Origin of the sequence: Mobiluncus mulieris (assembly GCF_014204735.1) — a bacterium.
Classification (GTDB): Bacteria; Actinomycetota; Actinomycetes; order Actinomycetales; family Actinomycetaceae; genus Mobiluncus; species Mobiluncus mulieris.
The window spans coordinates 1,353,959-1,380,187 of sequence record NZ_JACHMA010000001.1 but is presented as its reverse complement, the minus strand read 5'-3'; the positions used below and the strand labels follow the sequence as shown (position 1 = coordinate 1,380,187).

At 55.0% G+C, this 26,229-nt stretch carries 28 protein-coding genes and 2 pseudogenes; 14 read left to right on the top strand and 16 right to left on the bottom strand.

All coding sequences use genetic code 11. The features are described from left to right. Positions 1-99: 99 nt before the first annotated feature. Together F4555_RS06200 and F4555_RS06195 are read right to left on the bottom strand one after the other, a co-directional pair. On the bottom strand, positions 100-366 hold the full coding sequence (locus F4555_RS06200) for a Txe/YoeB family addiction module toxin (protein WP_004011984.1): 267 nt from the start codon (positions 364-366) through the stop codon (positions 100-102). Beyond that, positions 366-623 (bottom strand): type II toxin-antitoxin system RelB/DinJ family antitoxin, encoded by a 258-nt coding sequence (locus F4555_RS06195; protein WP_036342174.1) that lies wholly within the window; start codon positions 621-623, stop codon positions 366-368. Before F4555_RS06195 ends, F4555_RS06200 begins: the two co-directional genes overlap by 1 nt. A 620-nt stretch (positions 624-1,243) precedes the next feature. Here F4555_RS06195 and F4555_RS06190 point away from each other — a divergent pair. From F4555_RS06190 to F4555_RS06180, 3 genes are all read left to right on the top strand, one after another. Beyond that, positions 1,244-1,540 (top strand): HigA family addiction module antitoxin, encoded by a 297-nt coding sequence (locus F4555_RS06190; RefSeq protein ID WP_004011987.1) that lies wholly within the window; start codon positions 1,244-1,246, stop codon positions 1,538-1,540. 66 nt (positions 1,541-1,606) lie between these two features. After that, on the top strand, positions 1,607-2,419 hold the full coding sequence (gene uppS, locus F4555_RS06185) for a polyprenyl diphosphate synthase (RefSeq protein WP_114991779.1): 813 nt from the start codon (positions 1,607-1,609) through the stop codon (positions 2,417-2,419). A gap of 294 nt (positions 2,420-2,713) precedes the next feature. Next, complete coding sequence (locus F4555_RS06180; protein WP_114991201.1) at positions 2,714-3,328, top strand: DUF4097 family beta strand repeat-containing protein; 615 nt, start codon at positions 2,714-2,716, stop codon at positions 3,326-3,328. On the opposite strand, the gene F4555_RS06175 is transcribed toward F4555_RS06180, so the two are convergent. Next, a complete protein-coding gene (locus F4555_RS06175) occupies positions 3,329-3,484 on the bottom strand; it encodes a hypothetical protein (protein ID WP_160151213.1) in 156 nt (51 codons plus the stop codon). 85 nt (positions 3,485-3,569) lie between these two features. Continuing rightward, complete coding sequence (locus tag F4555_RS11200; RefSeq protein WP_255312884.1) at positions 3,570-4,187, bottom strand: transposase-like zinc-binding domain-containing protein; 618 nt, start codon at positions 4,185-4,187, stop codon at positions 3,570-3,572. A 175-nt stretch (positions 4,188-4,362) separates the two neighbouring features. Between F4555_RS11200 and F4555_RS06165 the strand changes: the two are divergent. Next, positions 4,363-4,725: pseudogene (locus tag F4555_RS06165) on the top strand (undecaprenyl diphosphate synthase family protein); the annotation flags it as partial. Positions 4,726-4,771: 46 nt separating this feature from the next. Here F4555_RS06165 and F4555_RS06160 read toward each other — a convergent pair. Both F4555_RS06160 and F4555_RS06155 read right to left on the bottom strand, forming a co-directional pair. Then, complete coding sequence (locus F4555_RS06160; protein ID WP_004016525.1) at positions 4,772-5,458, bottom strand: ABC transporter ATP-binding protein; 687 nt, start codon at positions 5,456-5,458, stop codon at positions 4,772-4,774. Continuing rightward, entirely contained in the window at positions 5,445-6,551 is a 1,107-nt protein-coding gene (locus tag F4555_RS06155) for a hypothetical protein (RefSeq protein ID WP_050756875.1), read from the bottom strand. The genes F4555_RS06160 and F4555_RS06155 overlap by 14 nt, the downstream gene beginning before the upstream one ends. Positions 6,552-6,842: 291 nt before the next feature. Between F4555_RS06155 and F4555_RS11195 the strand changes: the two are divergent. Further along, positions 6,843-6,956, top strand: a pseudogene (locus tag F4555_RS11195) (undecaprenyl diphosphate synthase family protein); the annotation flags it as partial. A 190-nt stretch (positions 6,957-7,146) separates the two neighbouring features. On the opposite strand, the gene F4555_RS06140 reads toward F4555_RS11195, so the two are convergent. The 3 genes from F4555_RS06140 to F4555_RS06130 all read right to left on the bottom strand — a co-directional run bounded on the left by F4555_RS06140 (position 7,147) and on the right by F4555_RS06130 (position 8,353). Further along, the gene (locus F4555_RS06140; protein WP_004011993.1) at positions 7,147-7,497 is read right to left on the bottom strand and encodes an AAA family ATPase; all 351 of its coding nucleotides are present in this window, start codon (positions 7,495-7,497) and stop codon (positions 7,147-7,149) included. A 287-nt stretch (positions 7,498-7,784) separates the two neighbouring features. Continuing rightward, entirely contained in the window at positions 7,785-8,114 is a 330-nt protein-coding gene (locus tag F4555_RS06135; protein WP_004011994.1) for a Txe/YoeB family addiction module toxin, read from the bottom strand. Continuing rightward, positions 8,111-8,353, bottom strand: a complete 243-nt coding sequence (locus tag F4555_RS06130; protein ID WP_004011995.1) for a type II toxin-antitoxin system Phd/YefM family antitoxin — start codon at positions 8,351-8,353, stop codon at positions 8,111-8,113. The genes F4555_RS06135 and F4555_RS06130 overlap by 4 nt, the downstream gene beginning before the upstream one ends. Before the next feature lie 141 nt (positions 8,354-8,494). Here F4555_RS06130 and F4555_RS06125 point away from each other — a divergent pair, with 141 nt between their 5' ends. Continuing rightward, positions 8,495-8,668 (top strand): hypothetical protein, encoded by a 174-nt coding sequence (locus tag F4555_RS06125; protein ID WP_004011996.1) that lies wholly within the window; start codon positions 8,495-8,497, stop codon positions 8,666-8,668. Positions 8,669-8,857: 189 nt separating this feature from the next. Here F4555_RS06125 and F4555_RS06120 read toward each other — a convergent pair whose 3' ends face one another. Continuing rightward, positions 8,858-9,427: a DJ-1 family glyoxalase III gene (locus F4555_RS06120; protein WP_004011998.1), complete on the bottom strand. Its 570-nt coding sequence runs from the start codon at positions 9,425-9,427 to the stop codon at positions 8,858-8,860. Positions 9,428-9,491: 64 nt separating this feature from the next. Between F4555_RS06120 and F4555_RS06115 the strand changes: the two genes are divergently transcribed. Further along, entirely contained in the window at positions 9,492-9,629 is a 138-nt protein-coding gene (locus F4555_RS06115; RefSeq protein ID WP_155812115.1) for a hypothetical protein, read from the top strand. On the opposite strand, the gene cysE is transcribed toward F4555_RS06115, so the two are convergent. From cysE to F4555_RS06100, 3 genes are all read right to left on the bottom strand, one after another. Continuing rightward, entirely contained in the window at positions 9,622-10,197 is a 576-nt protein-coding gene (gene cysE, locus F4555_RS06110; RefSeq protein ID WP_231282707.1) for a serine O-acetyltransferase, read from the bottom strand. The genes F4555_RS06115 and cysE overlap by 8 nt on opposite strands. 344 nt (positions 10,198-10,541) lie before the next feature. Then, a complete protein-coding gene (gene cysK / locus F4555_RS06105) occupies positions 10,542-11,480 on the bottom strand; it encodes a cysteine synthase A (protein WP_115325947.1) in 939 nt (312 codons plus the stop codon). A 30-nt stretch (positions 11,481-11,510) separates the two neighbouring features. Further along, the gene (locus F4555_RS06100) at positions 11,511-12,272 is read right to left on the bottom strand and encodes an IMPACT family protein (RefSeq protein WP_004012001.1); all 762 of its coding nucleotides are present in this window, start codon (positions 12,270-12,272) and stop codon (positions 11,511-11,513) included. A 97-nt stretch (positions 12,273-12,369) separates the two neighbouring features. Between F4555_RS06100 and rpmF the strand changes: the two genes are divergently transcribed. From rpmF to F4555_RS06080, 4 genes are all read left to right on the top strand, one after another. Then, a complete protein-coding gene (gene rpmF / locus F4555_RS06095) occupies positions 12,370-12,540 on the top strand; it encodes a 50S ribosomal protein L32 (protein WP_004012002.1) in 171 nt (56 codons plus the stop codon). Between the two features lie 110 nt (positions 12,541-12,650). After that, a complete protein-coding gene (locus F4555_RS06090; protein WP_115325948.1) occupies positions 12,651-13,352 on the top strand; it encodes an HAD family hydrolase in 702 nt (233 codons plus the stop codon). 10 nt (positions 13,353-13,362) lie between these two features. After that, positions 13,363-14,427 carry a DNA-methyltransferase gene (locus tag F4555_RS06085; RefSeq protein ID WP_115325949.1) on the top strand — a complete coding sequence of 355 codons (1,065 nt, stop codon included), beginning with the start codon at positions 13,363-13,365 and terminating at the stop codon, positions 14,425-14,427. Beyond that, a complete protein-coding gene (locus F4555_RS06080) occupies positions 14,424-15,938 on the top strand; it encodes a peptidase U32 family protein (protein WP_103759152.1) in 1,515 nt (504 codons plus the stop codon). Before F4555_RS06085 ends, F4555_RS06080 begins: the two co-directional genes overlap by 4 nt. Positions 15,939-16,215: 277 nt before the next feature. On the opposite strand, the gene F4555_RS06075 is transcribed toward F4555_RS06080, so the two are convergent. Further along, positions 16,216-16,608 (bottom strand): hypothetical protein, encoded by a 393-nt coding sequence (locus tag F4555_RS06075; RefSeq protein WP_004016543.1) that lies wholly within the window; start codon positions 16,606-16,608, stop codon positions 16,216-16,218. 206 nt (positions 16,609-16,814) lie between these two features. Between F4555_RS06075 and F4555_RS06070 the strand changes: the two genes are divergently transcribed. Genes F4555_RS06070 through F4555_RS06060 form a run of 3 tightly spaced genes read left to right on the top strand, consistent with a single transcriptional unit; the run spans position 16,815 to position 22,557 of the window. Then, positions 16,815-17,384 carry a patatin-like phospholipase family protein gene (locus F4555_RS06070; protein ID WP_004018276.1) on the top strand — a complete coding sequence of 190 codons (570 nt, stop codon included), beginning with the start codon at positions 16,815-16,817 and terminating at the stop codon, positions 17,382-17,384. Continuing rightward, complete coding sequence (locus F4555_RS11435; protein ID WP_115325950.1) at positions 17,381-20,209, top strand: YhgE/Pip domain-containing protein; 2,829 nt, start codon at positions 17,381-17,383, stop codon at positions 20,207-20,209. Before F4555_RS06070 ends, F4555_RS11435 begins: the two co-directional genes overlap by 4 nt. Then, a complete protein-coding gene (locus F4555_RS06060) occupies positions 20,206-22,557 on the top strand; it encodes a YhgE/Pip domain-containing protein (protein ID WP_115325951.1) in 2,352 nt (783 codons plus the stop codon). The genes F4555_RS11435 and F4555_RS06060 overlap by 4 nt, the downstream gene beginning before the upstream one ends. 32 nt (positions 22,558-22,589) lie before the next feature. On the opposite strand, the gene F4555_RS06055 is transcribed toward F4555_RS06060, so the two are convergent. Together F4555_RS06055 and F4555_RS06050 are read right to left on the bottom strand one after the other, a co-directional pair. Further along, a complete protein-coding gene (locus F4555_RS06055) occupies positions 22,590-22,952 on the bottom strand; it encodes a sodium/bile acid transporter (protein ID WP_103759144.1) in 363 nt (120 codons plus the stop codon). 213 nt (positions 22,953-23,165) lie between these two features. Next, complete coding sequence (locus F4555_RS06050; RefSeq protein ID WP_115325952.1) at positions 23,166-26,228, bottom strand: restriction endonuclease; 3,063 nt, start codon at positions 26,226-26,228, stop codon at positions 23,166-23,168. Between the last annotated feature and the right edge of the window lies 1 nt (position 26,229).

The window sequence follows — 26,229 nt, the reverse complement described above, 5'->3', positions numbered from 1 at the left end:
GTGGCTTAGATGATGCGGATTTATTGATTCGTACTCCGGGGAGGGGCGACCCCCCGGCGCATAGCGTAACTGGGGTTTGAACGGGAAGGCTAGCCCTATTCAGCGGTAGTGTCCGCGACAGGAAACGATGACCAGGGTTTGGGCATCAATAAATCCGTATATTAAGCGGTTTCCTTTGTCTATGCGGACGCTTCTCAATCCAGTTTCGCTGTGACGGAGTAGTTCGGCTTTTGCGGGTGGCTTGCCGTTGCTGCCACCACGCTCGATTTCAACAATCAATCTGTTTATACGCTGCAGAGTTTTTCGGTCTTGTGTTTGCCAGTACAGGTAATCCATCCAGGCCTGGTCGTGCCATAGTTTTTGCATCAGTTGAGAAGCTCGTGAATCTGGGCGTGGCCGGATGCTACTTCGCGAAAGCGCGCGTCCATGGTCTTTGCGAATTCTTTTTCGGAAGGAACCACACCGGTGAGTGTTACCGGGAACGGGAAGCCTTGAGTAGCAACGAATTGCCGTGCAAAAATGTTGAAAGCGGCCGCAGAAGTCAGTCCCAAGGCTTTTGCAGTGGCATCTACCTGAGCTTTCAAATCGCTATCCATCCGAACGGTTAGGGTCGTGCTTGGCATTTGGCTCACCTCATCCAATATGTGTTACTCCGTCTGTGAATTGTAACACATACTTGACTTCGTAGGCTGCAAGGTGTGATATGAGGCGGCGGGGTCGTCTAGACTTTACTGCCTTTCAGGTGTGTGGGTTGATGAATTCAGGAGAATTCGGCTCTGGGTTGGGACAGATTTGATGGTTTCAGGAGAATCCGGTCGGGGTGTGCGCAAATTTGGTATCCCTGGGGTGGATTTTCCTGATTTAATCAAAAGGCTGAGCCTGTCAGGTTTTGGAGGGTGTCAAATAGTTTGTGCAAGCGGGAGAGCCTGGCCAGTACGGGTAATCTTTCCTCGCTGGTTCTTGTGAACAGACTTGATATTCGAGATGCTCATGAGCTTAAGAACGTAGCATACGTACTTACGGATAATCGCCGAGTCCCTGACCTGAATCAAAGGTAACCGGGCGGGGTGCGTGCGGCGGGAAAACTACCCCGCAAACCCCTGTGAGGTTACCGGCCAGCCTACGAAAATCCGTCCTGCGAAAATCCGTCAGGAGTGTAAGTTCAATTTCGCTGATAATAACGTCATGCGTTATTATTAAGAATGTGATTCAATCCTTTGCCGACTCCCGCACGGAACGCGATATGGTACAAAAGGCACATCCTCCGATTCATCCTGGTGAAATTCTCTGGGAGGAGTTTTTGAAGCCCCTGAATATTTCGCAATATTGGCTGGCTAAAACTATGGGAGTTCCGCCGCGTCGTATTAACGAGATTGTGCATGGGAAGCGCCGGATTACAGTGGAAACCGGGTTATTGCTGTCCCGTGCGCTAGGTACGAGCGACGGGTTTTGGACTGGTCTGCAGCTCGACTATGACAACGCGGTCGCTCGCGAGGCGCTGGCATCTGATTTGGCGGCTATCACCCCGTTGGTGGCTTAGATTATCTCGAATCTGTTCGTGGTTCATGAGATGCTAGTCGGGATGGATACGAAAGCTGGGGGTTCTATGCCGGGGAGTTCTAAGTCAGGGGATGTTAAGCCCTGGCAACGCGAGATTCTGGCTCCGGATTCCCCGGCGGCACCAGGGTTGCCGACGGGGCTGGTGTCCGGGGTGGCATCCCATGTGGCCATCATCATGGATGGTAACGGGCGCTGGGCTAATGCCCAGGGTTTGAACCGCACGGCGGGGCACGAAGCGGGGGAGTACGCCCTGATGGACACGATTGCCGGGGCGGTCGCGGCGGGGGTGAAATACCTGTCGGTTTACGCGTTTTCTACCGAAAATTGGCGGCGTTCCCCGGCGGAAGTAAAGTTCCTTATGGGGTATTCGCGCCGGGTGTTGCGGGCACGCCGCGACGAGTTGAACCGTTGGGGGGTGCGGGTGCGCTGGAGTGGCCGGGAGGGGCGCTTGTGGAAATCCGTGCTGGCGGAACTGCGCGCGGCCGAGGCTTTGACCAGGGATAACAGTGGAATGCAGTTGATTATGTGTGTGAATTATGGGGGGCGCGCAGAACTAGCCGACGCCGCCCGGGCGGTGGCGGCGCGGGTGGCGACTCGTGAAATCCGCGCCGAAAACGTGACCGAGAAAACCCTGGCTAGGGAGCTGTATTTGCCGGATGTTCCCGACGTTGACCTGTTGATTCGCACTTCGGGCGAACAGCGTATTTCGAACTTTTTGCCGTGGCAGGCAGCCTATGCGGAGCTAGTGTTTGCCCCGGAGCCTTGGCCGGAGTATAACCGCGAAACCCTGTGGCGGGATTTACTAGTCTTCCAGTCCCGCCAACGCCGCTTCGGGGCAGCGGTAAATCGCCCGGCCTAGCAGCAATGTGTCCCCTTAACTGTTGGCATAATACGGGTGCGGATGGGCTGGCGGGCTACGAGATTTTCACTGTTCCCATACTAGAGGTAAATCCACCCCCATCTGGTCTTTTGCCGCAGGCGGTGAAGTCGTGTCCAAGCCAGAATTCTGTGACCAGAAAAATATTTGTCCTCACAAATCACTTGTCCTCCTCCTGCCTTGAGGATTCTGTGGGATTAGAATGAAATTGTCGGCGGCTGCGGATGTTGGTGGCTGCGTTAATAGGATGCTGATGGACAAAATAAAGGATTTTCTATGCAATTACAGTTATCGTTCATTGATTTACCTTGTGAACTTATTGGTCAGTCTGCTATGGGGGGACGAAGCTCCAACTTGGACAAGTTTCAAGATTACTTCACAATCAACAAGACAGGCTCGACCCTTGCCGTGAAACAAACAGTGTCTTATTGGAATGAGAAACGCCCCTCATTGGGTGAAATATTGTTTCAGAAACACACAATCACTTTGAATTTGAACGACTATGCCCCTTTGGGGATTGATGAGGTTTTAATCAGCACTGCTTCGCACCTGACTCTGCAAGGAATTAAAGTCCCTCGATTGTCGATACAGGCAAACCCAGCGGGTGTGAATATAAATCGGTCGCAATTCCAAGAACTCGACTTGCGAGGCAGCGCATGTTCATTTACGCTCTCGAATGTAGCGGTCGCGAACTCTGTTAATATAGATATCCAATCAGCCTCCGTGAACTGGAAGCCAGCGCCTCACGAGCTGACTTTAGAACTTAAACAGGTTTCTGGCAGTGCCACCTACTGCGGCAAACGCTTGGATGCCCTGCGCACCTATAGCTGGGGCAGTGGCAGCCCTCGAGTCATGGTCAACTGTGTCGGTGGCAGCGTCAACCTGGGATAATCACCCGGCGGGATTAGATGCTTCACCCTTGGGGTGTACTCGGGTACTTGGGGCGTATACTCGGGTAACTGTGATTGTCACTTGTCCCATGCCGGGAATGAAGTAAATCCCGGCTCCGACCGCAACCGCCCGGGCAGAAACGCCTTCTGCTGACACAGCTACTATCAATATAGCATGTTTAAGTGCCTGGGTAAACTCCTGTCAGGTGTAAAAACGCCGTTAATACTAATCCCGTCGGGGGTTAGCCGATGGCGGGGTAAACAATCTGCTTCGCCACTTTAGCGGCGGTTTCTTTGTCGCGCAGTGCGGTCACAATCTGCAGGGCGAACTCAATCCCGGCACCCAGGGCACGCCCGGTAATAACCTGGCCATCCACCACGGTGGGGACATCCTCGTATTTAGCGGCGCCCAGGCCGTCGTCACACACCACTAGTTGAGGTGGGGGAATCTTACGCAGTAGGTCTTTATAGGCCTGTGTGGTTTCTTTCCTGGCAACATGCCATCCCACCACGTGATTATCCGCGTAGGCTATCAAAACCACCACGATACGACGTAGATAAATCCCGTCAACATGGATAACACGGTGGGTTTGCCCGTCTGGTATCCAGATTGGCCATAATTCCCACAGTCTAGCGGCTTTACGCCTAAACGTGCGGCCCTGACCTGGTAAATCACGATGCGTGGTCTTACCCACAATGAAATCCAGGAAAAAGGCTAAATACCGTGCCGTGACATCATTAGCCCATCTACCAGTGATTCTGCATGCCGCACAACGCCATCGTTGTACCCCGCGCTTATCATGACCATTTTTCAACATCGGGTTCCCGCACTCGGGGCAAGTCTTTTTATTGGTTTTCATACCTACCAGTATGAAAACCGACTTTTACCGCGATTTTCTGTTGGAAAACACAAGGAAAACCCGGATTAAATCAACACCAACTGTCCAACCAAAAAGTCGAGTCCAAACGACTTTTATCCCACTTTCCCCTGAAATACCAACAAAAAACAAAGAAAAAACCAACACCTCATGACCATTAAGCCTGATTATGTGTGTGAATTATGGGGGGCGCGCAGAACTAGCCGACGCCGCCCGGGCGGTGGCGGCGCGGGTGGCGACTCGTGAAATCCGCGCCGAAAACGTGACCGAGAAAACCCTGGCTAGGGAGCTGTATTTGCCGGATGTTCCCGACGTTGACCTGTTGATTCGCACTTCGGGCGAACAGCGTATTTCGAACTTTTTGCCGTGGCAGGCAGCCTATGCGGAGCTAGTGTTTGCCCCGGAGCCTTGGCCGGAGTATAACCGCGAAACCCTGTGGCGGGATTTACTAGTCTTCCAGTCCCGCCAACGCCGCTTCGGGGCAGCGGTAAATCGCCCGGCCTCGCGGATTTTCCAGTGACAGGTATATTTATATATTTAATTATAAGGTCACGCACGGGTGTGTTTCACATTCTCATGAAGAGATGCCGGTAGATTTGTTCGGCTTGACCGGCGTGGGTTGGGGTGCGGGCGGCGAGGCAACCGTGGCTAAGGAACAGGATTTCATCGGTGACTTCGTCTACGAAAGATAGAATATGTGAGGAAATCAGCAGGGTTTGCCCAGATTCTCGCGCCTCTAAAACTCGTTCCCGCAATTGTATCAGGGTTTGGGTATCAATGCCGTTCAAAGGCTCATCAAGAATCAAGACGCTGGCTGTGGGCTGGAAAGCGATTGCCAGCGCGACACGTTTCGCCATGCCTTGCGAGAGCGAAGTGATTTTCTGGTCGGCAAAATCATGGCACCCAAACGCTTCGAGTCTGCTCATGAGTTGCGCGGCGCTCAAGGGAAAGCCCCTCATGGCCGCATCGAATTGGAGGGCTTGACGTGGGGTAAATCGAGGGTTTAACAGGCTGGTTTCGGGCAGGAAACCCAGTATTGGCAAGGGAATTCGCGCACTGCTGGCAGTTCCATCCACGCTCACGATACCTTTTTGGGAGGGCAGCAAGCCAGCCAGGATATTGAATAGAGTGGATTTGCCTGCCCCATTGGGACCCACTATGGCGTAAACTGAACCGGGAAGAAAATCATAAGTCAATGGCCCCAGTCCAGCTCCGCCAGGATAACGGTATTGCAGATTATCAAGCCTGAGCATAGTTCCTCCTCTTTCTCTTTTCGCCGCGCGTTTTCTCCCTGATATCTATACCGAAGGCTAGCAGTAGTATCAATAGTGGTACCAGATTCAGAATCAACCACAAAGCAACCTGAAAATCACTGAGTCCACGCCCCTGTCGCTGTGCCGCTGCGGAAAGCACTCGTGTCAACCCCCAGGTGTTTACCAGTGCGTAGCTCGCCACCAGTATAAAAGCCAGCATTGCGTCCATTGACACCCAACCAAAGCGCATGGCCAACAGGGAAGCTATCAGGGTACAAAGCAGATAGGGCACTAGAATCCGCAGCGTGGTATTTAGCTTGGCGCGGTTGCGCATTCGAGTGTTCACTGCGTAAATCCGCCAAGTGGCTCGGGCGGATGTCTGCCATTCGGCGGCAAGCAGATATTCCAGCATGCCCCCTGTGAGCAAGCCACTCATAAAGTAGGAGACTATGTGCGGTATGCGCAGCCCAGCTGACATCCCACCCAATGCCGTTGCGACCAGCCACACTGTCGCCGTAAAAACCTTACGTCGTGCCGGTAAACCCAGGGCGTGACAGAGATAAAATTCCACAGCGTGGCTCGGCGAAGTCGGGCAATCTAAAGGTTTGCCTGCAGGCAGAGTCGCCACATTGGCGGTAGACACCGTGATTAACAGAAGGAAAACCCCGGCTGATAGCAGCCAGGTTGAAATAAAAACCAGACAAAAAAGGCTGGGATAAGGTATGGGGGAGTCAAGCAATACTGTTAGACAGAGACTCTCAACTACGGCTGGCAGAAAAGAAGCCAGCAAAACCAGGCCGAGATAATCACCGGCACCAAAGTTATAAAATCGCAACCTGCGTCGACCCGTCGCCCTCAAATCCGAGCGTATCGCCGTAACATTGCCACCGGTGAATAGAACCACAGCCACTGCTGCAAAAGCTGTGGCTCCTTCAAAGTGTGGAAAATGAAACTGACTACCACCAGTGGACACCAGCAGCAGTACGCTCAGCAAAGGTGCTAGAACCATCGTCGCTAGGCTAGACTTGCCGAGCAAATCCATCCAACGTCCCAGGCGAACCAAAGCACGAAGATACCTAAAAAATACGGGCATGAAACCTGATTCTACCTGCGAACAGGTAAACAAACCCGTACAGGTTGGCCTGCCAGTTTACGCAAAATGGTAGAGATAAACTTTACCTACCCCGCTGGGGTGGGATTGATAACTGAAGGAACCAACCCGTCCAAGGCGCCAATCAAGAACCACATTTCTGATACTCCTAACTGGGTAGTAACGCATATTTGCCATTGAAATCTAGTGTCGAATATTGAAAAAGTCAAGTACCCGACTGCTTGATATGCAAAATTTTTTAGGTTTTGCGTTGCTATTTAATACGATGCGCGGGTGGCGAGGGGGGAGCTCCGCGCCGAAAACGTGACCGAGAAAACCCTGGCTAGGGAGCTGTACTTGCCGGATGTTCCCGACGTGGACCTCTTGATACGCACCTCGGGGGAGCGGGGCACGTGGCCATCATCATGGATGGCAACGGGCGCTGGGCTAATGCCCAGGGTTTGAACCGCACGGCCGGACGCGAAGCGGGGGAGTACGCCCTGACGGAACGGTGGAGTTCGTTGCGGCTCATAGCGCTATTGCCTCTTGCAGGGCAGCTTTACTTACTGGGGGTTTCAATAGTTGTGCGGGAAATATGTCAACAGGTTTGCCGCAAAATCTTCTGTGATTCCCTTGCGTTCCCTCCTGCTAAAACCGCGTAAAAACAAAGCAGAGTCTCCGCACGTCCCGCCAACGATTCTTCCGTTACTTTCAGATTCATTAGATTAGACGAACCAGTAACAATGAATCTGCCGGGACGCCTATCTTCGTCGAGCGCTGCCTTAATCGCGCGAAGTAATGCCGGTACTCGTTGGATTTCATCAATTGTCACAATCCCTTCCGGAAACTGGCGCCCAAAACCATCAGGATCTGTCTGAGCCGCCTGTAAGGTTGTGGCATTGTCCAGATTGAGAAAACGATGGCTACAATTTTGCAACAGTTGAGACACCAATGTGCTCTTGCCAACTCGGCACGCACCCGACACAGTTAGCACCGGGATATCGCTTAAAATCTCTTCAGCCAGTACTTGTGCATTTCGCGGAATTGCAAGTAATCAGGAAAATATTCTAGCACGTCATAGAGGTTTAAGGGGCGTTTTGTTGCGGTTCTGCAAGTCTTTTGTTGCGGTTCTGCAATACTTGCGTTGCGGTTCTACAAGGTTATTGTTGCGGTTTTACAACAGTAAGAGGTGTCTTTTTGGCGGGATTGGTGAGGAATGCCGCAGCGCCCGCATGCTTATTCGTAGTGCGTCCACATTCTCAGCACGTGTATGGTGTGCTGTGCGGGAAAGACTTCATAGACTAACCGGTGCTGGATATTGATTCGGCGTGAATAGCACCCCGATAAATCGCCCAGGAGTTTTTCAAACTGTGGCGGGCTGGTAAAAGGGTCGGCGGCCAATACCTCTAGCAGGGCTTTTGCCTTGGGTTTCAGTCCGGCGACCGCGAGTTTTTGGGCATCCTTTTGCGCCTGGCGTGAATACACAATCCGCCATGGAACCACCGGTTTGACTTCGGGCGAGTGGTCGGGTGTGTTGTTTTCTGGTTGCTTTTGTTTCCGGCTCACCAGTTTAGCTCCGGGGAAGCGGCCGGTAGCCCCTCACGGCGTGCTTGTTGAATGGATTGTGTCATTCCGGGTATGGAGGTTAGGTACAGGGTTTCTTGGATGGCTTGCCAGTCGGCTTCGCCGATTAGTATCGCGTTGCCACGTTGGCCGGTGATGGTTATTGGCGCTGATTCTTGATTTACTTGGTCAATGAGTTGGTACAGGTGGGAGCGGGCACTGGTGGCGCTCAGGGTGGTCATAACCTGCCTCCTTTCGCGTACGTATAATCGTACGTAGGGTGGGATTGGCTGTCAAGCCGTGGCTTTTGGGTTTTTGGTCGACTTAGGCGGGGCTTCTCTGGCTTTGCATTAGTAGTTGATTAATTCGGGAGAATTCGGGCGTTGCTCGCGGGGGATTTGATTAAAACCGGGGAAATCGGCTCAGGGTTGCGAAAATCAGGCACGGCTTGGCCGGATTTTCCTGAAATCGTCAAAACTGTATTCTGCCTGGTGGCGGATTTTCCTGAAATCGTCAAAACGCCTAATTCTCGCTGGCAAACTATCTATGTGCGATGATGCGATGAACCGCCGGGTGCTGTTTCGGGGAACGATTCACCGTCCCAGTGATATCCCAGCGTGATATCCCCGGCGGTTCCGCCCGGCGCGACAGTTCCCCCGGCATAGCGATTTCTATCAGATAGTTTCTAAAATTTTGCCCCGCAAACGGCTGGTTTGCGGGGCAAAAGGCCTAACTGGCTTAGGGGGTTAGCCGATGGCGGGGTAAACAATCTGCTTCGCCACTTTAGCGGCGGTTTCCTTGTCGCGCAAAGCGGTCACAATCTGCAGGGCGAACTCAATCCCGGCACCCAGGGCGCGCCCGGTAATAACCTGGCCATCCACCACGGTGGGGACATCCTCGTATTTAGCGGCGCCCAGGCCGTCGTCAAAACCGGGGAACACAGTGGCGCGCTTGCCATCCAACAGACCCAGGTTGCCCAGTACGGTAGGCCCGGCACACACGGCCGCGAGGCGCCCGGCACTCGCGCCTTGCGCTTTTAGGATTTCCGAGAGCTTCTGGTTGGCTTTCAGGTTATTCACCCCGGGCAGCCCGCCGGGAACTACCAGGATTTTTTCGCCTGCCGTCTGGTAGTCATCGAGGTGCGTGTCGCAAATAATCGACACTTTATGGGAACTGTGAATCGTGCGCGCGGCCTCGCCACTGCGGTCGTTTACCGCTACGGTTTGAATCTCAATCCCAGCACGGCGACACAAATCCACCACCAACAGCGCCTCGCATTCTTCCACGCCATCGGCCAAGAAAATACTCGCTTCCATTTCTGCTCCTTACGTTTTCGAAATCGATAGTTTCAGTATAGTAAGGCTTGCCTGGATACGGCGTGTGGAAAGCAAAACTACCCGGATAGCGACTCGTGAACCCGCGCACCACGCCCGCACCGCGCACCGCACCGCGCCGTGCATCACGCCCACACCGCACCACGCCCACGCCACGCACCATACCCGCAGCGCGGCTAGATAAACAGCGAAGGGTCGATGTTCATGTCGTTCATGTCCTCGCTGACCTGGCACTTCGGTTTGCGCAACTTGGCGGGCACCCCAATCGCAATCCCGCCAGACGGCACGTCTTTGACCACCACGGCATTGGCTCCAATCTTGGCATCGTCGCCAATATGTATCGCGCCCAGCACCTTCGCACCCGCCCCAATCATGACATGGTTTCCCACCGTGGGGTGACGCTTACCATGTACCATACGTTGCCCGCCCAGAGTGACGCCGTGAAAAATCAGGCAATCCTCGCCAACCACGGCGGTTTCCCCAATCACGACCCCGGTAGCGTGGTCAATAAAAAGCCGGCGCCCAATACAAGCCGCAGGATGAATGTCGACCCCGGTCATGGTGCGGGTCAGTTGCTGCAACAGTCGCGCGGGAATCCGCATGCCCTTGCGCCACATAGCGGAGGCCACGCGGTGTGCCCACAGGGCGTGCACTCCCGGATAGGATACGGCGACCTCGAAGCGGGTGCGCGCGGCCGGGTCACGCTGTAAGGCGGTGTCCAAATCCTCGAGAATCAAATCCCACACCCGCATCCGGGAGGCCGGGACATGTGCAGGGGGCGCGGGTTTGGGATTCAATATTGTCATAATCCTCTATTTTACCCCACTTTGTACGGCACGGGTCCATGAGGTGCCAGCCGGGATTACCGGCTCTTTACTGAGTAGCTGGCAAAAACTTGGGAAAAAATGGGGGTGAGGCTCAAATATATGGAGCCTCACCCCCAAATTCACCCCGATTTCTGCCAAGAGCAGGATAGCCAATGAGTAGCGAAGCCTAGAGCCGCGTTGTAGGCCGGCAACTAAAACCAGTGTGGGTCGGCAACCTACGGTCACCGACCCACACTTTACTGTTTAGCCTGTGAATTTACTCGTCTGAATTATTCCCCGATTTCCCCGACGCCCTCGAACAGTACCGTGGACAGGTAGCGTTCGCCGGTGTCCGGTAGCACGGTGACAATGGTCTGGCCGGCATTTTCTGGGCGAGCGGCCAGCTCGGCTGCCGCCGCCAGGTTCGCGCCTGAAGAGATCCCCACCAACAGGCCTTCCTGCGCGGCCGCCTCGCGAGCCGTCTCGATAGCCTTATCCGAAGCGATCGTCAAGAATTCGTCAACCACCGCGCGGTCAAAGTTACCCGGCACGAAGTTCGCTCCGATACCTTGAATCTTGTGCGGGCCGGCATTGCCGGTGGCCAAAAGCGGCGACTCGGCGGGCTCCACGGCCACTACCTGAACCTGGGGGTTGTGTTCTTTCAGGAACCTGCCCACTCCGGCGATGGTTCCGGCCGAACCGACCCCGGCGACGAAAACATCGACCTTACCCTCGGTCTGCTCCCAAATCTCTGGCCCGGTGGTGCGATAGTGCGAATCCGGATTGGCCGGGTTGTCAAACTGGGCGGCATAAACCGAACCGGGGTGATCCGCGAGGTATTTTTCGGCCGCAGCCTTGGCACCCTGCATCCCGTCAGCCGGAGCCGTAAGCAGCAGTTTCGCCCCAAAAGCCGCCATTAGTTTCCGCCGCTCAACACTCATAGAGGACGGCATTGCAATCACGACCTGGTAGCCCAAGGCAGTGCCGACCATTGCCAGACCCACGCCGGTGTTACCGGAAGTGGCCTCAACAATCGTCCCGCCGGGTTTCAACGCCCCGGAAGCCTGCGCCGCGCGGATAATCGCCAGCGCGGGGCGGTCTTTCACGGAGCCACCCGGATTCGACGCTTCGTATTTTGCGAGGATTACACATTGTTCGCCAGCAACTTTATTGATGCGAACCAGGGGTGTGCGCCCGATGATTTCAGTGATGTTTGCGGCAAATGCCATGATTCCTCCTTTATAAATCCAGTCCAATTGTCAAACATTAGATTCTATGACCTGAACCCCGGCGCGGTGCAACTCGACGCGAGCCGCGAGCTGTTCGGATAGGGCGGTGGCCAGCTCCGCCTCGGTTACCCCATCCAAGGCCAGGCGGAAAACGGCGGTGGGGTCGCCGCCCCGGCTGGCACCTAATGAAGCCGTTTCATGAGGCGCCATCCCGGCACCGCCCGCCCCCAAAATGGCGCCTAATGAAGCCCCCCAATCCACCGCTAACGGAACCCAGCCGCGCGAACGCAACCACGGCTCCAACGCGGCCGCCTGACTCAGGCTGACCTCGAAAGCCACCACCGGCAGACGGGAAACCCGCACCCGCGCCGCCCCTGCCAACACCGCTGCGACCGCCCCGGAATACGCCCGCACCAGCCCGCCCGTGCCCAGTTTAATCCCCCCGAAATACCGTGTGACCACCACGGTCACGTTTTGTAAACCCGACCCCAACAGGGTCTCTAGCATGGGTCGCCCGGCCGTGCCACTGGGCTCGCCGTCATCCGAAGAACGCGTAACCGGTTGCGCCCTCGAATCCGGCCCGTCGGGCAGGAACGTGAAAGCCGTGCAGTGGTGTCGCGCATCGGGGTAGCGTCGGCGCTGCGCCTCGATAACCGCGCGAGCCTCGGCCTCGGTGTCAGTGCGGGCGGCGAAACCCAAGAAATGGGAACGTTTAATCTCTTGTTCGACGCTGATACCACCCGTCCCGTCGGGAGCCAGTCGCGCGCGCAAAGTCACCAGATTATTCGCCATGCCCCTATCCTAGCCGAGTCGGAATTGCGAAAATACGCGCCAGGTTGCTATCATTGAATGTCTTTGAAGCAAAAGTAACGGAAAGGAGCGCAGGGCGATGGCAGTACCCAAGCGCAAAATGTCCCGCGCCAACACTCGTACCCGCCGATCCGCTTGGACGGCGAAGTTGACGCAGCTCGATAACGTCAAGGTTCAAGGCCAGGAAGTCGCGATTCCGCGTCGTCTGGTAAAGGCTTACCAGACTGGTCGGTTGACTGTCGGCGAGTGATTTGACTTGATGCGTTTCGCCTGGCCACGAGCCGGGCGTTACGTGTTTAACGGTCATGCCTCGCCTAGGGAACCAAACAATTAGAGGACAAGCAACGGGAGGAAAAATACATGGTTACGTCAAAGAATCTTGCCGGTCTCAAACCCGAAGTGGTGATTTTCGATTTGGATGGCACCATGCTGAATTCCCAGCCCCTTATTAACGATTGTTTGCGAATGATGGTGCGCGATATGTTCGGCCCGGAGCGCGCAGCACAGCTGACTGATGCGAGCATGCAAAAATACTTGGGTCCGCCCCTCATGTTTTCTATGCAAGACATTAACCCTCAGGGTACCGAGGCAGATTGGGATGCGATGATTGCCCGGTTCCGTGGGTATTTCCTGCCCCGCGCGAACGAGTCTGATTTGTTTGCCGGTATCCCGCAAACCCTGGAAACCCTGCGCAAGCGCGGGTATCGCCTGGCGGTGGGCACTTCTAAGATGGAAAGCGCGGCCATCGATGTTTTGACGCACCACGGAGTAGCGGATTTATTTGAAACCATTGGGGGGGCGGCCTCGGATTTGGGGCGTACCACTAAAGCCGAAGTGTTGCATGAGGTGCTGCGACGCGTAGGGCTTAGCGAACATCCCGAACGGGCATTGATGATTGGCGACCGCTTCTATGACGCCGAGGGCGCCGCGAAATGGGGAATTCCCTGCATACTGGCCACCTGGAACAAGCCGCTAGATCCGGGCGAGGACGAAAAAGCCGTGGGTGTGGTGGGAAGCACCGACGAACTGCTGGCGTTACTGCCAGGCCGCAACCAGGATTGAGGCACGGTCAATGGCGGAGGACACGTCGGCCACGGAACCGGAATGGCACCTCATGAAGGGGGAAACCCCCACGGATGGCAGGGATGCCGCCGGAAGGCGACCCCGCGAAAACACGGTGATTCACGGGGACAATTTGCCGGTGCTGCGCGGGCTGGCGGATGAAACGTTCCAGCTGATTTACATCGACCCGCCGTTTAATACCGGCAAAGTCCAGTCGCGGGTGACCATGCGGACTCGCCAGGTGCGCGAGCCGGGGGCTGCCGGTAGGGCTGAGAGCGCGGATTCGGATGGTTCGCCGGAACCTGGTGGTTCGCCGGCTTCACGAGGTGCCAGTCGTAAATCCGACGCAGCGCCGAGCACTGCCGGTTCGAATTCCGGGTCACGGGTCGGTTTCAAAGGCCAAAGCTATGAGACAATTCGCGGCCAGGTCACGTCCTATGATGACGAGTTCGCGGATTACTGGGGGTTTTTAGCGCCGCGCCTCGAGGAGGCCTGGCGGGTGTTGAAACCCAGTGGGACGCTTTATTTGCACCTGGACTACCGGGAAGTGCATTACGCAAAGGTACTGTTGGACGCGTTGTTTGGGCGCGAGTGTTTTTTGAATGAAATTATTTGGGCCTACGATTACGGCGCGCGCACCAAACGCCGCTGGCCGGCGAAGCACGACAATATTCTGGTTTATGTCAAGGATCCCAAGCAATATTATTTCGATTCCGAGTCGGTAGACCGTGAACCGTACATGGCGCCCGGCCTGGTCACGGCGGAAAAGGCCGCGCGGGGTAAGTTACCCACCGACGTGTGGTGGCACACGATTGTGTCCCCAACTGGCAAGGAAAAAACCGGGTACGCCACCCAGAAACCGGAGGGGATTTTGCGCCGGATTGTGGCGGCTTCCAGTCGGCCGGGGGATTGGGTATTGGATTTCTTTGCCGGGTCGGGCACGACCGGGGCAGTGGCGGGGAAAATGGGGCGCCACTTCGTCTTGGTCGATGAAAACCCGCAGGCTATCGCGGTGATGCGTGCCCGTTTTGCCGCCGCAGGTTTCCCGGCGGTTAGTTTCGAGGAGTCCCTATGAGTATTCCGGAAGTGTTGGCACCGGCTGGGAACCTGGCAGTGTTAAAGGCTGCCGTGGATTTCGGAGCGGACGCGGTTTATTGCGGGGGCAAGGCCTTTGGGATGCGCTCGGGGCCGAAAAATTTTACGCTGGATGACTTCGCGACGGCGCTGGACTATGCGCACGCGCGCGGGGCGCGGGTTTATGCCACGGTCAACATTGTCCCGAACAACGAGGAAATCGAGGCGATGAACCGCTACATGGGGGAGTTAGCTGAGGTTGGCATCGATGCGTTGATTATCTCGGACATCGGGGTGATGTTGGCGGCGCGGCGGATTGCTCCCCGCACCGAGTTGCACGTTTCCACCCAGGCTGGGGTGATGAACTATCAAACCGCGAACGCTTTGTACGATTTGGGGGCGTCGCGGGTCGTCTTGGCACGCGAGATGACTTTGGCGCAAATTCACGAGTTGCGGGCGAAAACCCCGGCTGACTTGCAAATTGAGGCCTTTGTCCACGGTTCGATGTGCATGGCGTTTTCCGGGCGGTGCATGATTTCCAAATACCTCACCGGACGCGACCCGAATCACGGGGATTGCGCGCAAAGCTGCCGCTGGAAATACCACGTGGTCGAGGAAAAACGACCCGGGGAATTGTTCGGCCTCGAGGAGGATTCACGCGGGACGTACCTGTTTAATTCCCAGGATATGAACCTGTTGGAACACGTGGACCAGATTCTGGACGCGGGCGTGACCAGCCTGAAGATAGAAGGCCGCGCTAAGGGAGCATACTATGCGGCCGCCATGAGTAACGCCTACCAGTATGCGTTACAGGCCTGGAAGCGCCAGCGCACGGCAGAGGCGTCGGGGGCGGCTGCAGGGTTGTCCGCAGGGGTGGCATCGGGGTTGTCCGCAGGGGCGCTCGCAGGGGCGGCGGAACCGGCGTGGTCGGCGGCGTGGTCGGCAGAGGCGTCGGGGGCAGTGGGGAACACGGCGGCGACGAGGAGCGTTGCGGGGGAAACAGTATTTCTCGCGGACGATACCTTGGGTGAACCAGTCCCGCCGCGCGTGGAACTGCCCGAATGGGTGCGCGCCGAGCCTTTCAAAGTCACGCACCGCGAGTACTCCACCGGGTTCTATTTCCCGGATGCTCCGGTTACGGAATCCACCCAGCGGGGGAGTTACATCAGCGAGTGGCTGTGGCTGGGGACAGTAACCGGGTGGGAAGCCGGGGGAGAGTCCGGGGGAGAATTCGTGCGCGACGGCGGGAAAACCTCGACGGAGGAACCCCCTGAATGCGCCGATAAAGGTGCGGGTCGGGTTACTTTGATTTCGAGAAATAAAATACTTCCGGGGGATGTCGTCGAAGTACTGGCACCTCATGAACCCCCGTTTGAACTGGAAATACCCGCCACCGGCATCCGCAACGAGGCGGGTGAACCAGTCACGGAGATAAACCACCCGGCGCACGCCTTTTCACTGCCCAGCAACCGTCCCATCCCCGTGGGAGCAATGCTTAGACGCCGCGCGTAGCAGTAACAGCGAGCCTTTCTGCTATCGGCCTGTGCCATTTGTTATCGGCCTATGCTGCGGGGCAGTCTGAACTTCATGCAATCGCTTCAATCCAACAAGCCCTGGCACTAATCCAAGAAAACCACCTCCACCTGCCTTTGCTTATACCGGACGTGGAAGTATTGAAAGGGCTACGTGAGGATTCCCCGGAATTCTACGAAAAATACTTGAAAGCGATTGATTACGAAATTGAAACCACTCGCACCGAGCGCCTGAAACGCTTCAATATCCCCGCGTTTTACGCCACTTGCGGCCAGTTCCTAGGGTTTTTTGCAGTGATATCGGTGTTGGGGTGTCGGTCTATGCCGTGTCGCTGGGTGCGCAGTGGCTCGCAGGAATCCTGGGTGTGATAGGCATCGTTGCGGTCGCGGCAGTGTTCGGAGCGAACCAGAAACCCAAAGAAAGATGACCGGCGAATCCCGGTAAAATATTCCAGAAAATATACCAGCCACGCCGCCACCAGCCCGTTCCAGGGCTGTTTCCGTGTCAGATTCTGGCGAGCGTCACGGTGGCGAATGATTCGATGGCGAGGCTGGTTCCACGCATCTATAGTCTCGGGCAGCCAGCCGAAAGTAGGACGCGACCCGTGCCCTATAATCGCATCCGGCTCAGACAGCTTGTAGCGAGACAAAGTAGCCGGCTTCACCCCGATACGCGCCGCGAGCCCCCGTGAAGAAAGAACACAAGCACCAGGGCTCCTCGTCGAAGGTCGAGCAGTAAGCAACTGGCCGAAAGTATTACAAGAACTAGCCCTAAACTACCCCGAACGATTCAAAACAAACTAGCAAAACCAAACCCCACTTACACAAGAAACTTGACAAGCTCGTAAACGCTCTGTTGGAAGCGGAAGTGTATGTGGACTACGTGGCAGGGATTTCTGCGGGGGCAACCTGCCTGGTGAACTATCTGGCTCGGTTGCCTCAACGCTCCCGGCGCTGTTTTATTGACGTTTCTACCTATTCTGCTTTTGGCGGCTGGAAGACCGCCATCAAAGGTAAAGGGATTTTTGATACCCATCACATGTACTACGACATGACCGAGCCAGGGGGAATGCTGGAACTGGATTATGAACGGTTTGCGGCCAATCCAGCGCTGTGGCGTGTGGGGGTGTACAACGCCGAGCGTGGCGAAAATGTCTATTTCGGTGCAGACCAGGTGGACACGTTACAAAAGCTGACCCATGTGTGCAGGGCTTCTGGATCCATGCCGATTGCCACCACGGTCACCTACATCGCCGGGGAGGCTTGCATGGACGGTGCTACAGACCCCAGCGGCGGGATTCCTAGCCTGAATCTGGCGGTGAAAGCTCAAAACACCGCGCGGACCAGGATTCTTTCGCGCTGGATTTCCAGCGAAGGGTCGCGTGAACTGCCAGAATTTCAACACACGGTTATGATTGGGGGGTGAAAGATAGCTGGCGGGTGTTCACCCGTGATGTGAAACGGATTATTGCGGTTCCGCGGTCCCTGATTATCGTCTTTGGCATCTTAGTCACCCCAGCCCTCTACACTTGGCTGAATATTGCGGCCTTTTGGAACCCTTATAAGGCAACGGAAAACCTGCCCATAGCGGTAGTGAATAATGATGTGGGAGCGGCATCTGCACTGACTGGTCAGCTCAATGTTGGCGACCTAGTAGTCGAACAACTGTCAGAGAATAAACAGCTCGGCTGGCAGTTTACGGATCAGGACACGGCCAATCACAAAATCAAAGCCGGGGAAGTTTATGCGACTTTCGTCATCCCTCAGACCTTTAGTAAAGATTTGGTCGATATTTTCAGCGGTCAACGCCACCATCCGACCATCGAATACTATGTGAATGAAAAGAAAGGCGCTATTGCACCAAAAATTACCGATGTCGGAGCAAATGAACTCGATATTCAAATCACGTCTACTTTCCGAGGCCAGGTCGGCGAAGCCATTGCGCAAGCTTTGCGCGATGGTGGGTTAGAGATTGACGAAAATGTTGTCGGTGCTCAGGGTAGTGCTTTAGATGCCTTAAGCGGTATCAATCGGAACCTGGCTGATGCGCAAGTCGCCTTGGATTCAGCCAGTACGTCTCTGACGGGTTCCTTAGAGACTATGAAAAAAGTCCGGGCTGCGCTGGCTGCAGCTGACCCCGCATTGGCTGATGTTTCTGCGGCTTTGAGCAACTCCCAAGACATTTTAGGAACGGTTGTCTCCGATGTTTCCGAATTCACGGCTACGGCGGGGCAAGCCAGTATTGACGCCCAAAAATCGCTCAATGAGTCCTTGGCGGCGGCGAGCTCGGCGGTATCGAATGCAACCAGTAAACTCACCGAAATGGACTCGCAGCTACAATCCGGTATTCAGCGGGCGAATGCTTCGACAGCGAAAATGCGTGCTCAGATTGCGGTTTTGCAAGGTTACCCGCAGACACAAAAGCTCGCTGCGAAGTTGAATTCCCAGCTGAGCGACATGCAGAATCTGCTCGCTAAGGTCGGGAAAACCGGATCAGATGCGGCAAATGCCAGCGAGGATTTGCAGGCGCTAATGAAAGCCTTTGATCAGGCTCAGACCGATGCGCAAAGAGTTACCACTGGTCTGCGTGAACAGTCCAATCAGGTAGCATCCACGTTAAACGCCCGGGTGACGCAGCTGTCGGCACAGCTGGGAGCCATCAAATCTGCGGTGGGTACCGCGCGGATTTCCCTTACGGAAATTTCTGCGCTGACCCACGGAGTTGATGACCAGATTGTGAACATGCAAAACGTGCTTGGCCAGGTGCAGGGCAACCTGAATGGGTTGACCAGTACGACTCGCGGGGCGCAAACCGATGTGGCGACTCTGGCCACCGCGCTACGGACCGGAACCTTGGAAAAAGTCATTGGTTTGGATCCGACCAATATCAGACGCTACCTGACTTCACCGGTGGAATTCGACCAACAAACACTCTTCCCCATCAACTCTTATGGTTCGGGAATGGCGGCCATGTTCATCAATCTTTCCCTGTGGATTGGTGCGTTTATCCTGGTCATTATTTTCCGGGTGGAAGTCGATAAAGAGGGCTTTGGCTGGTTGAGTTTGCGCTCGGCTTATCTGGGACGATTTATGCTCTCTGGTGTGCTGTCTATAGGGCAGGGGTTGATTGTCAGCGTGGGCAGTTTACTAATGGGAGTTCAAGCGGTCAATGCTCCCGCTTTTATTGCTACATCCATGCTGATTGGGCCGTGTTATTTGGCAATTATCTATGCCTTAGCGGCAGCGCTCAGTCACGTTGGTCGAGCCCTGGCAATCTTACTGGTGGTGTTGCAGATTCCCGGCGCCTCGGGCATCTATCCGATTGAGCTCATGCCCGGATTCTTCCGCCAGCTTTCCCCAATACTCCCGTTTTCCTATGGCATCAACGCGATGCGAGAAACTATCGGCGGGTTCTATGAGGGGCGTTTCTGGCATGTTATGGCGGTTTTATTGATTATGAGCGTCACGGTGTTCCTGTTGGGGTTTGTGGGGAGGCGTCGCTTGGGTTACTTCACCCAGCTGTTCTATGACGATTTGGCTCGCACTGAACTGGTCGTGAATGAAAACGTGCAGCTGCAAAGCCCTAGTTACCGGTTGAGTAACATCATTGCGCTGCTGGGCAACCGGAAAGAATTTTCCACCCGTATCAGTCGACGTCAAGAAAAGTTCAATGCCCGTTATCACGCTTTGATTAATGGACTGAGCAGCGTGGGGATTTTGGGACTGGTTGTGCTGGGGATGATTTCCCGGCTCACCTCCGCCAGTAAGCCAGTGCTTCTGGGCATAGTAGCGATTTGGGGACTGGTCATTATTGGGGCGCTGGTTAACGTGGTCGCGCTAAAGAGCTCAATAGAACGGGCCGAAAGGCTGTCGCATCTGACGGAAGATGAGCTTTTCGAGAACCTCGCTCGCCAGCGAGATGCAAATACAACCAAAACCACGACTCGGTCGGAGAGCCTGAACAGCGGACATAACTCGAGCTGCGGTGAATGCCGCCTGATTACCGCGTCGGAGCAGGAAGACGACGCGGTGGAATCCGTTCTGGGAACCGCCGTCGAAACATTGGATGAAATCGGAGGCGAAAGCGCGGGGAACAACCCCGAGGAAACTCAAAACGAAACCGTGGACCAATCTGCTGATGAAATCCCGGACGAATCCCAGGATTTAGCCCGGAACGACGCAGCGGATCAAAGTACCGAGAAGCCGACGGGCGAAACCGATGCCTCAGTAACCGGGGAGGCGGCACGATGAACAAAGTACTTTTTATCATTCGTGACGACTTCCGCCAGATTCGCAGCAGCGTCATGGTTCGGATTTTCATGGTTCTGTTGATTGCCGTGCCCTTGTTCTTCACCTGGTTCAACGTACTGGCGACCTGGGATCCCTTCTCGAATTCGGGACGGTTGCAGATTGCCGTGGCCAGTACCGATGAGGGTTACACCAGCAAGCTCCTGAATGTCAAAGTTAATGTGGGGGATACGGTACTCAAGGAACTGGCCGTGAATGACCAGTTCGACTGGGTTCTGACCAGCAAAGATCAGGCTTTGGAAGGTACCCGCTCGGGGGAGTATTACGCGGCAATTGTGTTGCCGGAGGATTTTTCGCAGTCCATGTTCACGTTCTATGCCGGCGGGGCCGCCCCGGCGGATATCACGCTGTACACCAACGAAAAGAAGAACCCACTGTCCGCCAATCTCACCACGCAAGGCGCTCAGGGTGTCACCGCGCAAATTAACACGACTTTTTCGCGAACCTTGGCCGAAGTCGCTGTGGGTATTGCCGAGGACGTGTCCTCCTACTTGGACACCGCCGACACTCAGGTGGCCTTGGATCGGCTGAGCAACCGCCTCGAATCCCTCTGTGCACAACTGAATTCCGGGGCGAATACAGTCAGTTCTCTGTCTACCGTGATAGGTTCGGCGGTGCCTCTGGCCACAGGGGCTAAGCAGCTGGCTGCGGGGGTGCAGGACTCTTTCGATGAGGCTGTTGGCGACACAGTTGGTTCCAGGGTCAATAGTACCGGGGGGACAGATAATCCCTTCGCGGTTGTTTCCTCTGGGCTCGATGATGCTGTGAGCCTGGCCGCAGGCAATATTTCCAACCTGCAAAATCAGTTGGACAACTTGCTGGATTCGGCCAATAGCACCACCCAAAGCACCGCTGCTGCAATCGAAGAGCTGCAGACCTTGTTGAATAAACAAATCAGTGGATTCCAAAAGACTCGGGACGCAATCGAGCAGTCACTGGGCTCGGACGGGGCGGATTTGCTGGGGAAGGATTCGACTGTAGACCGGTTCCTGGCCGAGATGGACGCGGCGATTGCTCGCCAACAAAGCCTGTCGAAGCAACTGGGCACTATCGCTGCTGACTTGCACCGGGGGGTGCCTCTCGATTCTGACCTGAGAGAGTCGGCCCACCTTGCCATGTCGGACGCGCAACAGGCTATTGACATGGCCCGTTCCAACTACGAGAACAACTTGCAGCCAAAGATTGAAAGCCTGCGCGAAAACCTGGATTCTGCCGGCAAGAATGTGAAAGTTTTCCGTTCGTATCTGGAAGCGATGCGAGCTGACCTGTCGGGAAGTGCGGGCGGAATGATTGCGAGTATGCGCCGCTCCCAAAAGACCCTGGCCGATACCGCGCAAAAGATGCGTGACGGGGCTAGCCGCCTAGACCGGGCTCGTGAACAGATAACGTCCACTCGGGGGGAAGTGGACTTGGACCAAATCGCAACGACGTTGGGGGCTGACCCCAAAAGCTTTGCCCGCCTGATTTCTTCCCCCATAGCAGTACAACGCAATGCTGTGTTCCCAGTCGCCACTTTCGGGGTGGGCATGGCTCCGCTTTTCACCGTCATAGCCCTGTGGGTTGGGGCGCTCCTGGCGGGGGTATTCCTGCGCACTGACGTTTCTCCGAATGTGGGTCAACGCTACCTGGACAGCGTTGCAGCCCGGAAACATCCGGATACAGCCGCTAGCGCGGATACGAATGCTGCGGAATCGTCACGATCAGCAGAACCAAGTACGAAATCGGGCGAAATAAGACCGACTCCAGCTGCGAAATCGGCCGTGAAAGCCGCAGTAAAAAATCCTGTCTTCACCGGGGCTCAGGAGTACCTGGGACGCTACTTCATGTTCTGGGCAATAGGGATGGCTCAATCCACCTTGCTGATGATTGGGCTGATTGTGTTCGTGGAGATTGAACCGGCGCACCCCTTCCTGCTGATTTTGACGGGATGGATTATTTCCACCGTCTTTACCAATATTGTTTATACGCTGGTCGTGGCGCTTTCCAATGCAGGCAAAGCCTTAGCCGTGGTGTTGCTGGTGTTACAGATTTCTGCCGCTGGCGGTGCCTATCCGCTGGAACTGCTACCGCAGTGGTTCCAAAACATCAGTCCCTGGCTGCCGGCCACGTATGCGATTAACCTGATGCGTTCAGCTATCGCCGGGATTTATGCGGGGGACTTTGCTTATAACTTGGTGATAATCCTGTTGTTCCTGATTCCGAACCTGGTGCTCGGGCTGGTCTTGCGGCATACGATTGCCGGGCGTATTCACGATATGAACAAAGCCATTGAAAAAACGAAAGTAATGTAGTCGGGGCTACTCAAACTGCGGTGACCCAGGTGTCATGGCGCGTCGCCCCGGAGGACATCGGGGAATAATAAAACGCATCGAATGCAATTGTTTTTACGCATTGGATGTGGTTTTTTACGGTAATGCAGTTCCTTGCTGGCCAGTGAGCCAGTCAATGACGTGGAGCATGCGGATTGAGGGGTCAGACCCATGCCGAACATAATGACACCCAAAAGAATCGCGACGTGCGGAGTAAGCATCCCAGCTGTAGCGGGGGAAAAGAATCCCCACAGGGCTGCCGCAATAATCAGAACTGGGAAAATCGTCACAGCCTTTAGGTCGCTGCGGTCATCGGGGGTAAGCGCTTTTGGCGCCACGGATTGGTTATCAGTTCGAGTATTAGTTTGAGTAGTCATGCTCCGACTATAGTCGTTTTGTCCATATAGCGGATAGCTGTATCAATATATGAGATAAAGAGAGTGTTACCAGGGTAAAGACGAGGCTAGAAATTGATTAAAATGTCATTCCTCAGCCGGTCGGGGTGTTGTCAGAAGGCTTGTCGGGTGCTGGTTCGGCGGCGGCATCGCAAAAAACTCGATGTCGCCTCGGGTAATTTCATCTTTAATGACTCAAGCGTCTGTCGCCTCGTACTCGTAGGTTGTGCGTACATTGTAATGGAAGTCGTCTCCAAGGTCTAATGCCTCAAAATGCTTCTTTGCGCAGCCAATCTTGAGTTTTTCGGCATCGCGGAGCACAGGCTCACCATTCTTTCCGCCTTTCGTCTCCGTTACGAAGTAAACATGGTGTTCACCATCAACATCCTCGACATATGCCCAGTCAGGGTTGTAGCTGCCCAGCGGCGTGTCAATCTTGAAAGTTGGAGGCAGTTTGGCGAAAACCAGCACTTCCTCCTGCTTGTCAAGTGCCTCGGCGAAAGAAAGCTCTACACCGGCTGAGTCATACACCACATAGCTGTAGAGGCTTTTTTCGGCATTTTCAGGCTTCCAAGCGTTTTGTCCAAGGTATGCGGTGTAGTCATCAAGTTCTAGGTCGCGCATTGTGTACCATTCCTCCTCAGGCAGCTTGACGTATTTGATGCCCTTAGCGATAAGGTCGTTCTTTACGCGATTAATCTTGTCGCCTACCTGCATGAGGAAGGTTGCGGGATCGACCTCGAACTCATCAAGGCGGTTGCATCTCTCCAAAATCGTCTTGATAGTGCCACGTGTAAGTCCTACAGCATCCTGCAGCTCGGCAATAGGGTCAGGTAAATCATATTTCATCTGTCCCGTAACATTCACCAGGGAAGTCGCTGTGCCCTCGGCGGTCAGGCCGGAATCATCGATACTCAGTGAAGCACGTTCACTCGTCACTTGGGGCGGGCGAACGGGGAGCATGCCGTTTACGGCAGCGGTAGCCTCCTTGATGAGCTTCTCCGAATCTACGTTCACCTGAAATCGCGTGCGCCGGCGGATACGATCCCACAGAGCCTGAAAAGCCGGATGAAGCGTTACGTCCTTATGCAGCTCGACCGAGACTTCATTGGCCTTGTCATGAATCTGTATCTTCTGAGACTTTTGGATGATGATTGCCTCGATTTGTTCTCTAGCTGGCTCGAACTCGGGGGGAAGCTCCAACACGTCGTTTTCGGCTGCGGCCTGCAGCTCCGGAGTCACTGCACCGTTGCTATCGACCATCCCTGTCGCGACGAGGTAATCGTAAACCTGTTTCGATTTCTTGTAGCCAAAGCGTTCCTCGACACCATTGGCGTCCGTGAGTGAAACTTTAGTGAAACTCTGCGCAATTATGATGCCGAACTTGAAGTCAGCAACCTCGAATTCCTTCTGCAGACCGCTGGCGAATTCGTCATAGCTTTCGTTGGCGATGACGGTAAGCACGTTCGACTCAGGGTCATATAGGCGCTCGCCGTCCTGGTTTACGCAAAGGCGCAGACCGCGACCGATTTTCTGGCGCTTAGTCAGGTTGTCTTTGGTTTCAACCAGCGTGCAGATTTGAAACACGTTAGGGTTATCCCAGCCTTCTTTGAGTGCGGAATGGCTAAAGATAAATGAGACGTTCTTATCTTCGTCCTTGTTGTCAGGAAAGGATATGAGTGTCTCTTTTTTCTGCATGATAAGTGCGAATGCGCCCGCATCGTCCGCAGTACTGGCGGCACCTTTGGAGTCTTTAAATTTGCCTTTCTTATCCTTGGCGAAATAGCCCTGGTGCACGGAATGGGAATCCGTCACCAAGGGAGCTCCGACGGCCTCGTAGCACTCCTTCCAGGTACCCTTATCGATTCCTGCCGCCTTGGACACACGCAGGGGTACTTTTGAGTTCAGGGCATTGGCATACTCTTCCTCGAACATCTGGGCGTAGAGACCGCTATGGACTTCTGGTTCGTATACGCGATAACGGTCGACGCGGTCGATGAAGAAGAGGGAAAGTACTTTCACACCGCGTGGCCACATCTCAAATTGCCGAGCCAAGTGATTCTCGATGGTGCGGCGAATCTGAGCACGTTTGACTATCTCGTCGTTGACGTCACCCAACGCTTCACCTAGCTCGAGCACCTCGCCGTTTTGGAACTCTATGAACTCGTTGCCCTCGGCGGCTCCAATGTTGTTGACGACCCAGCCGTTTTCGTAGTCGGTGTTCTCGCCACTCTTCTGGTAGAGGTCTGCGCCGGTTCTGACCGTGACGGCCTTGCGCTTCTGCGTGCCGTTCGCCTGGCGCACGTCGATGGACACCTTGGCGGAGAACGGATTCGACTTGACGGACTCGAGCCTCACGTACGCGCCATTAAGGTTCGCCGTAGCCTTCACCGAGTCAACGCAGATACCTTTCACCAGGTGTCGCTCGAAGGATTCCACCGGGGTCAAGCGATAAATCATGTTGTAAGTCTGTTTGTGTGTGGCCGAATAGCGTAACACGAACAGCGGGTTCAGGCTCTTGATGGCGGCCTTGGCCTGCTTGGTGTTGTCGACGCTCTGCGGTTCATCGATGATAACCACGGGTGTGCACGCACTCACGAGCTCGCAGGGACTAAACCCGCCGCCGAGCTTCTCGCTGTGGCGGTGAAAGAGGTTGCCTTCCTTCGCGGTGCCGTCCTCCTCGAGACCCTTATTAAAAGCATCAATGTTTATAATCATGACCTGGATGGAGCTCGATGTAGCAAAGTTGTCAACTGATCCCATGTTTTTAGAATCGTAGACGAAGTAGTCGAGCGGTGTGCGGTCGTAGAGCACCTCGAAGTGCTTACGGGTGGTCTGGAAGCTCTTGAGGACACCTTCGCGGATGGCGACGCTAGGTACCACGATGACAAACTTGGTGATGCCGTAACGGCGATTAAGCTCGTAGATGGTACGGATATAGACGTAGGTCTTGCCAGTGCCCGTCTCCATCTCGATGGTAAAGTCACGCAGACGACCATCGGTGAACACGTTTGTAGGAGGCAAACAGCTCTCCTCTTGCACGGAATGCAAGTTTTCCTGTAGCTTTCCCGGAGCAATCCGAATTTCGTTGCCGTAACCCTTCACAAGCTCGTCAAATTTAGTCATGCCGTTACTACCCAAATCAACGGTGAAGGAACTCTTGGAAAATTGCTGCCCGCGGAACAGGTTGCAAGTGGCTTCTATAGCTTCCTGCTGATGCTGCTGGTTGGATGCAAACTTGAATTCAAGTGCGGTCATG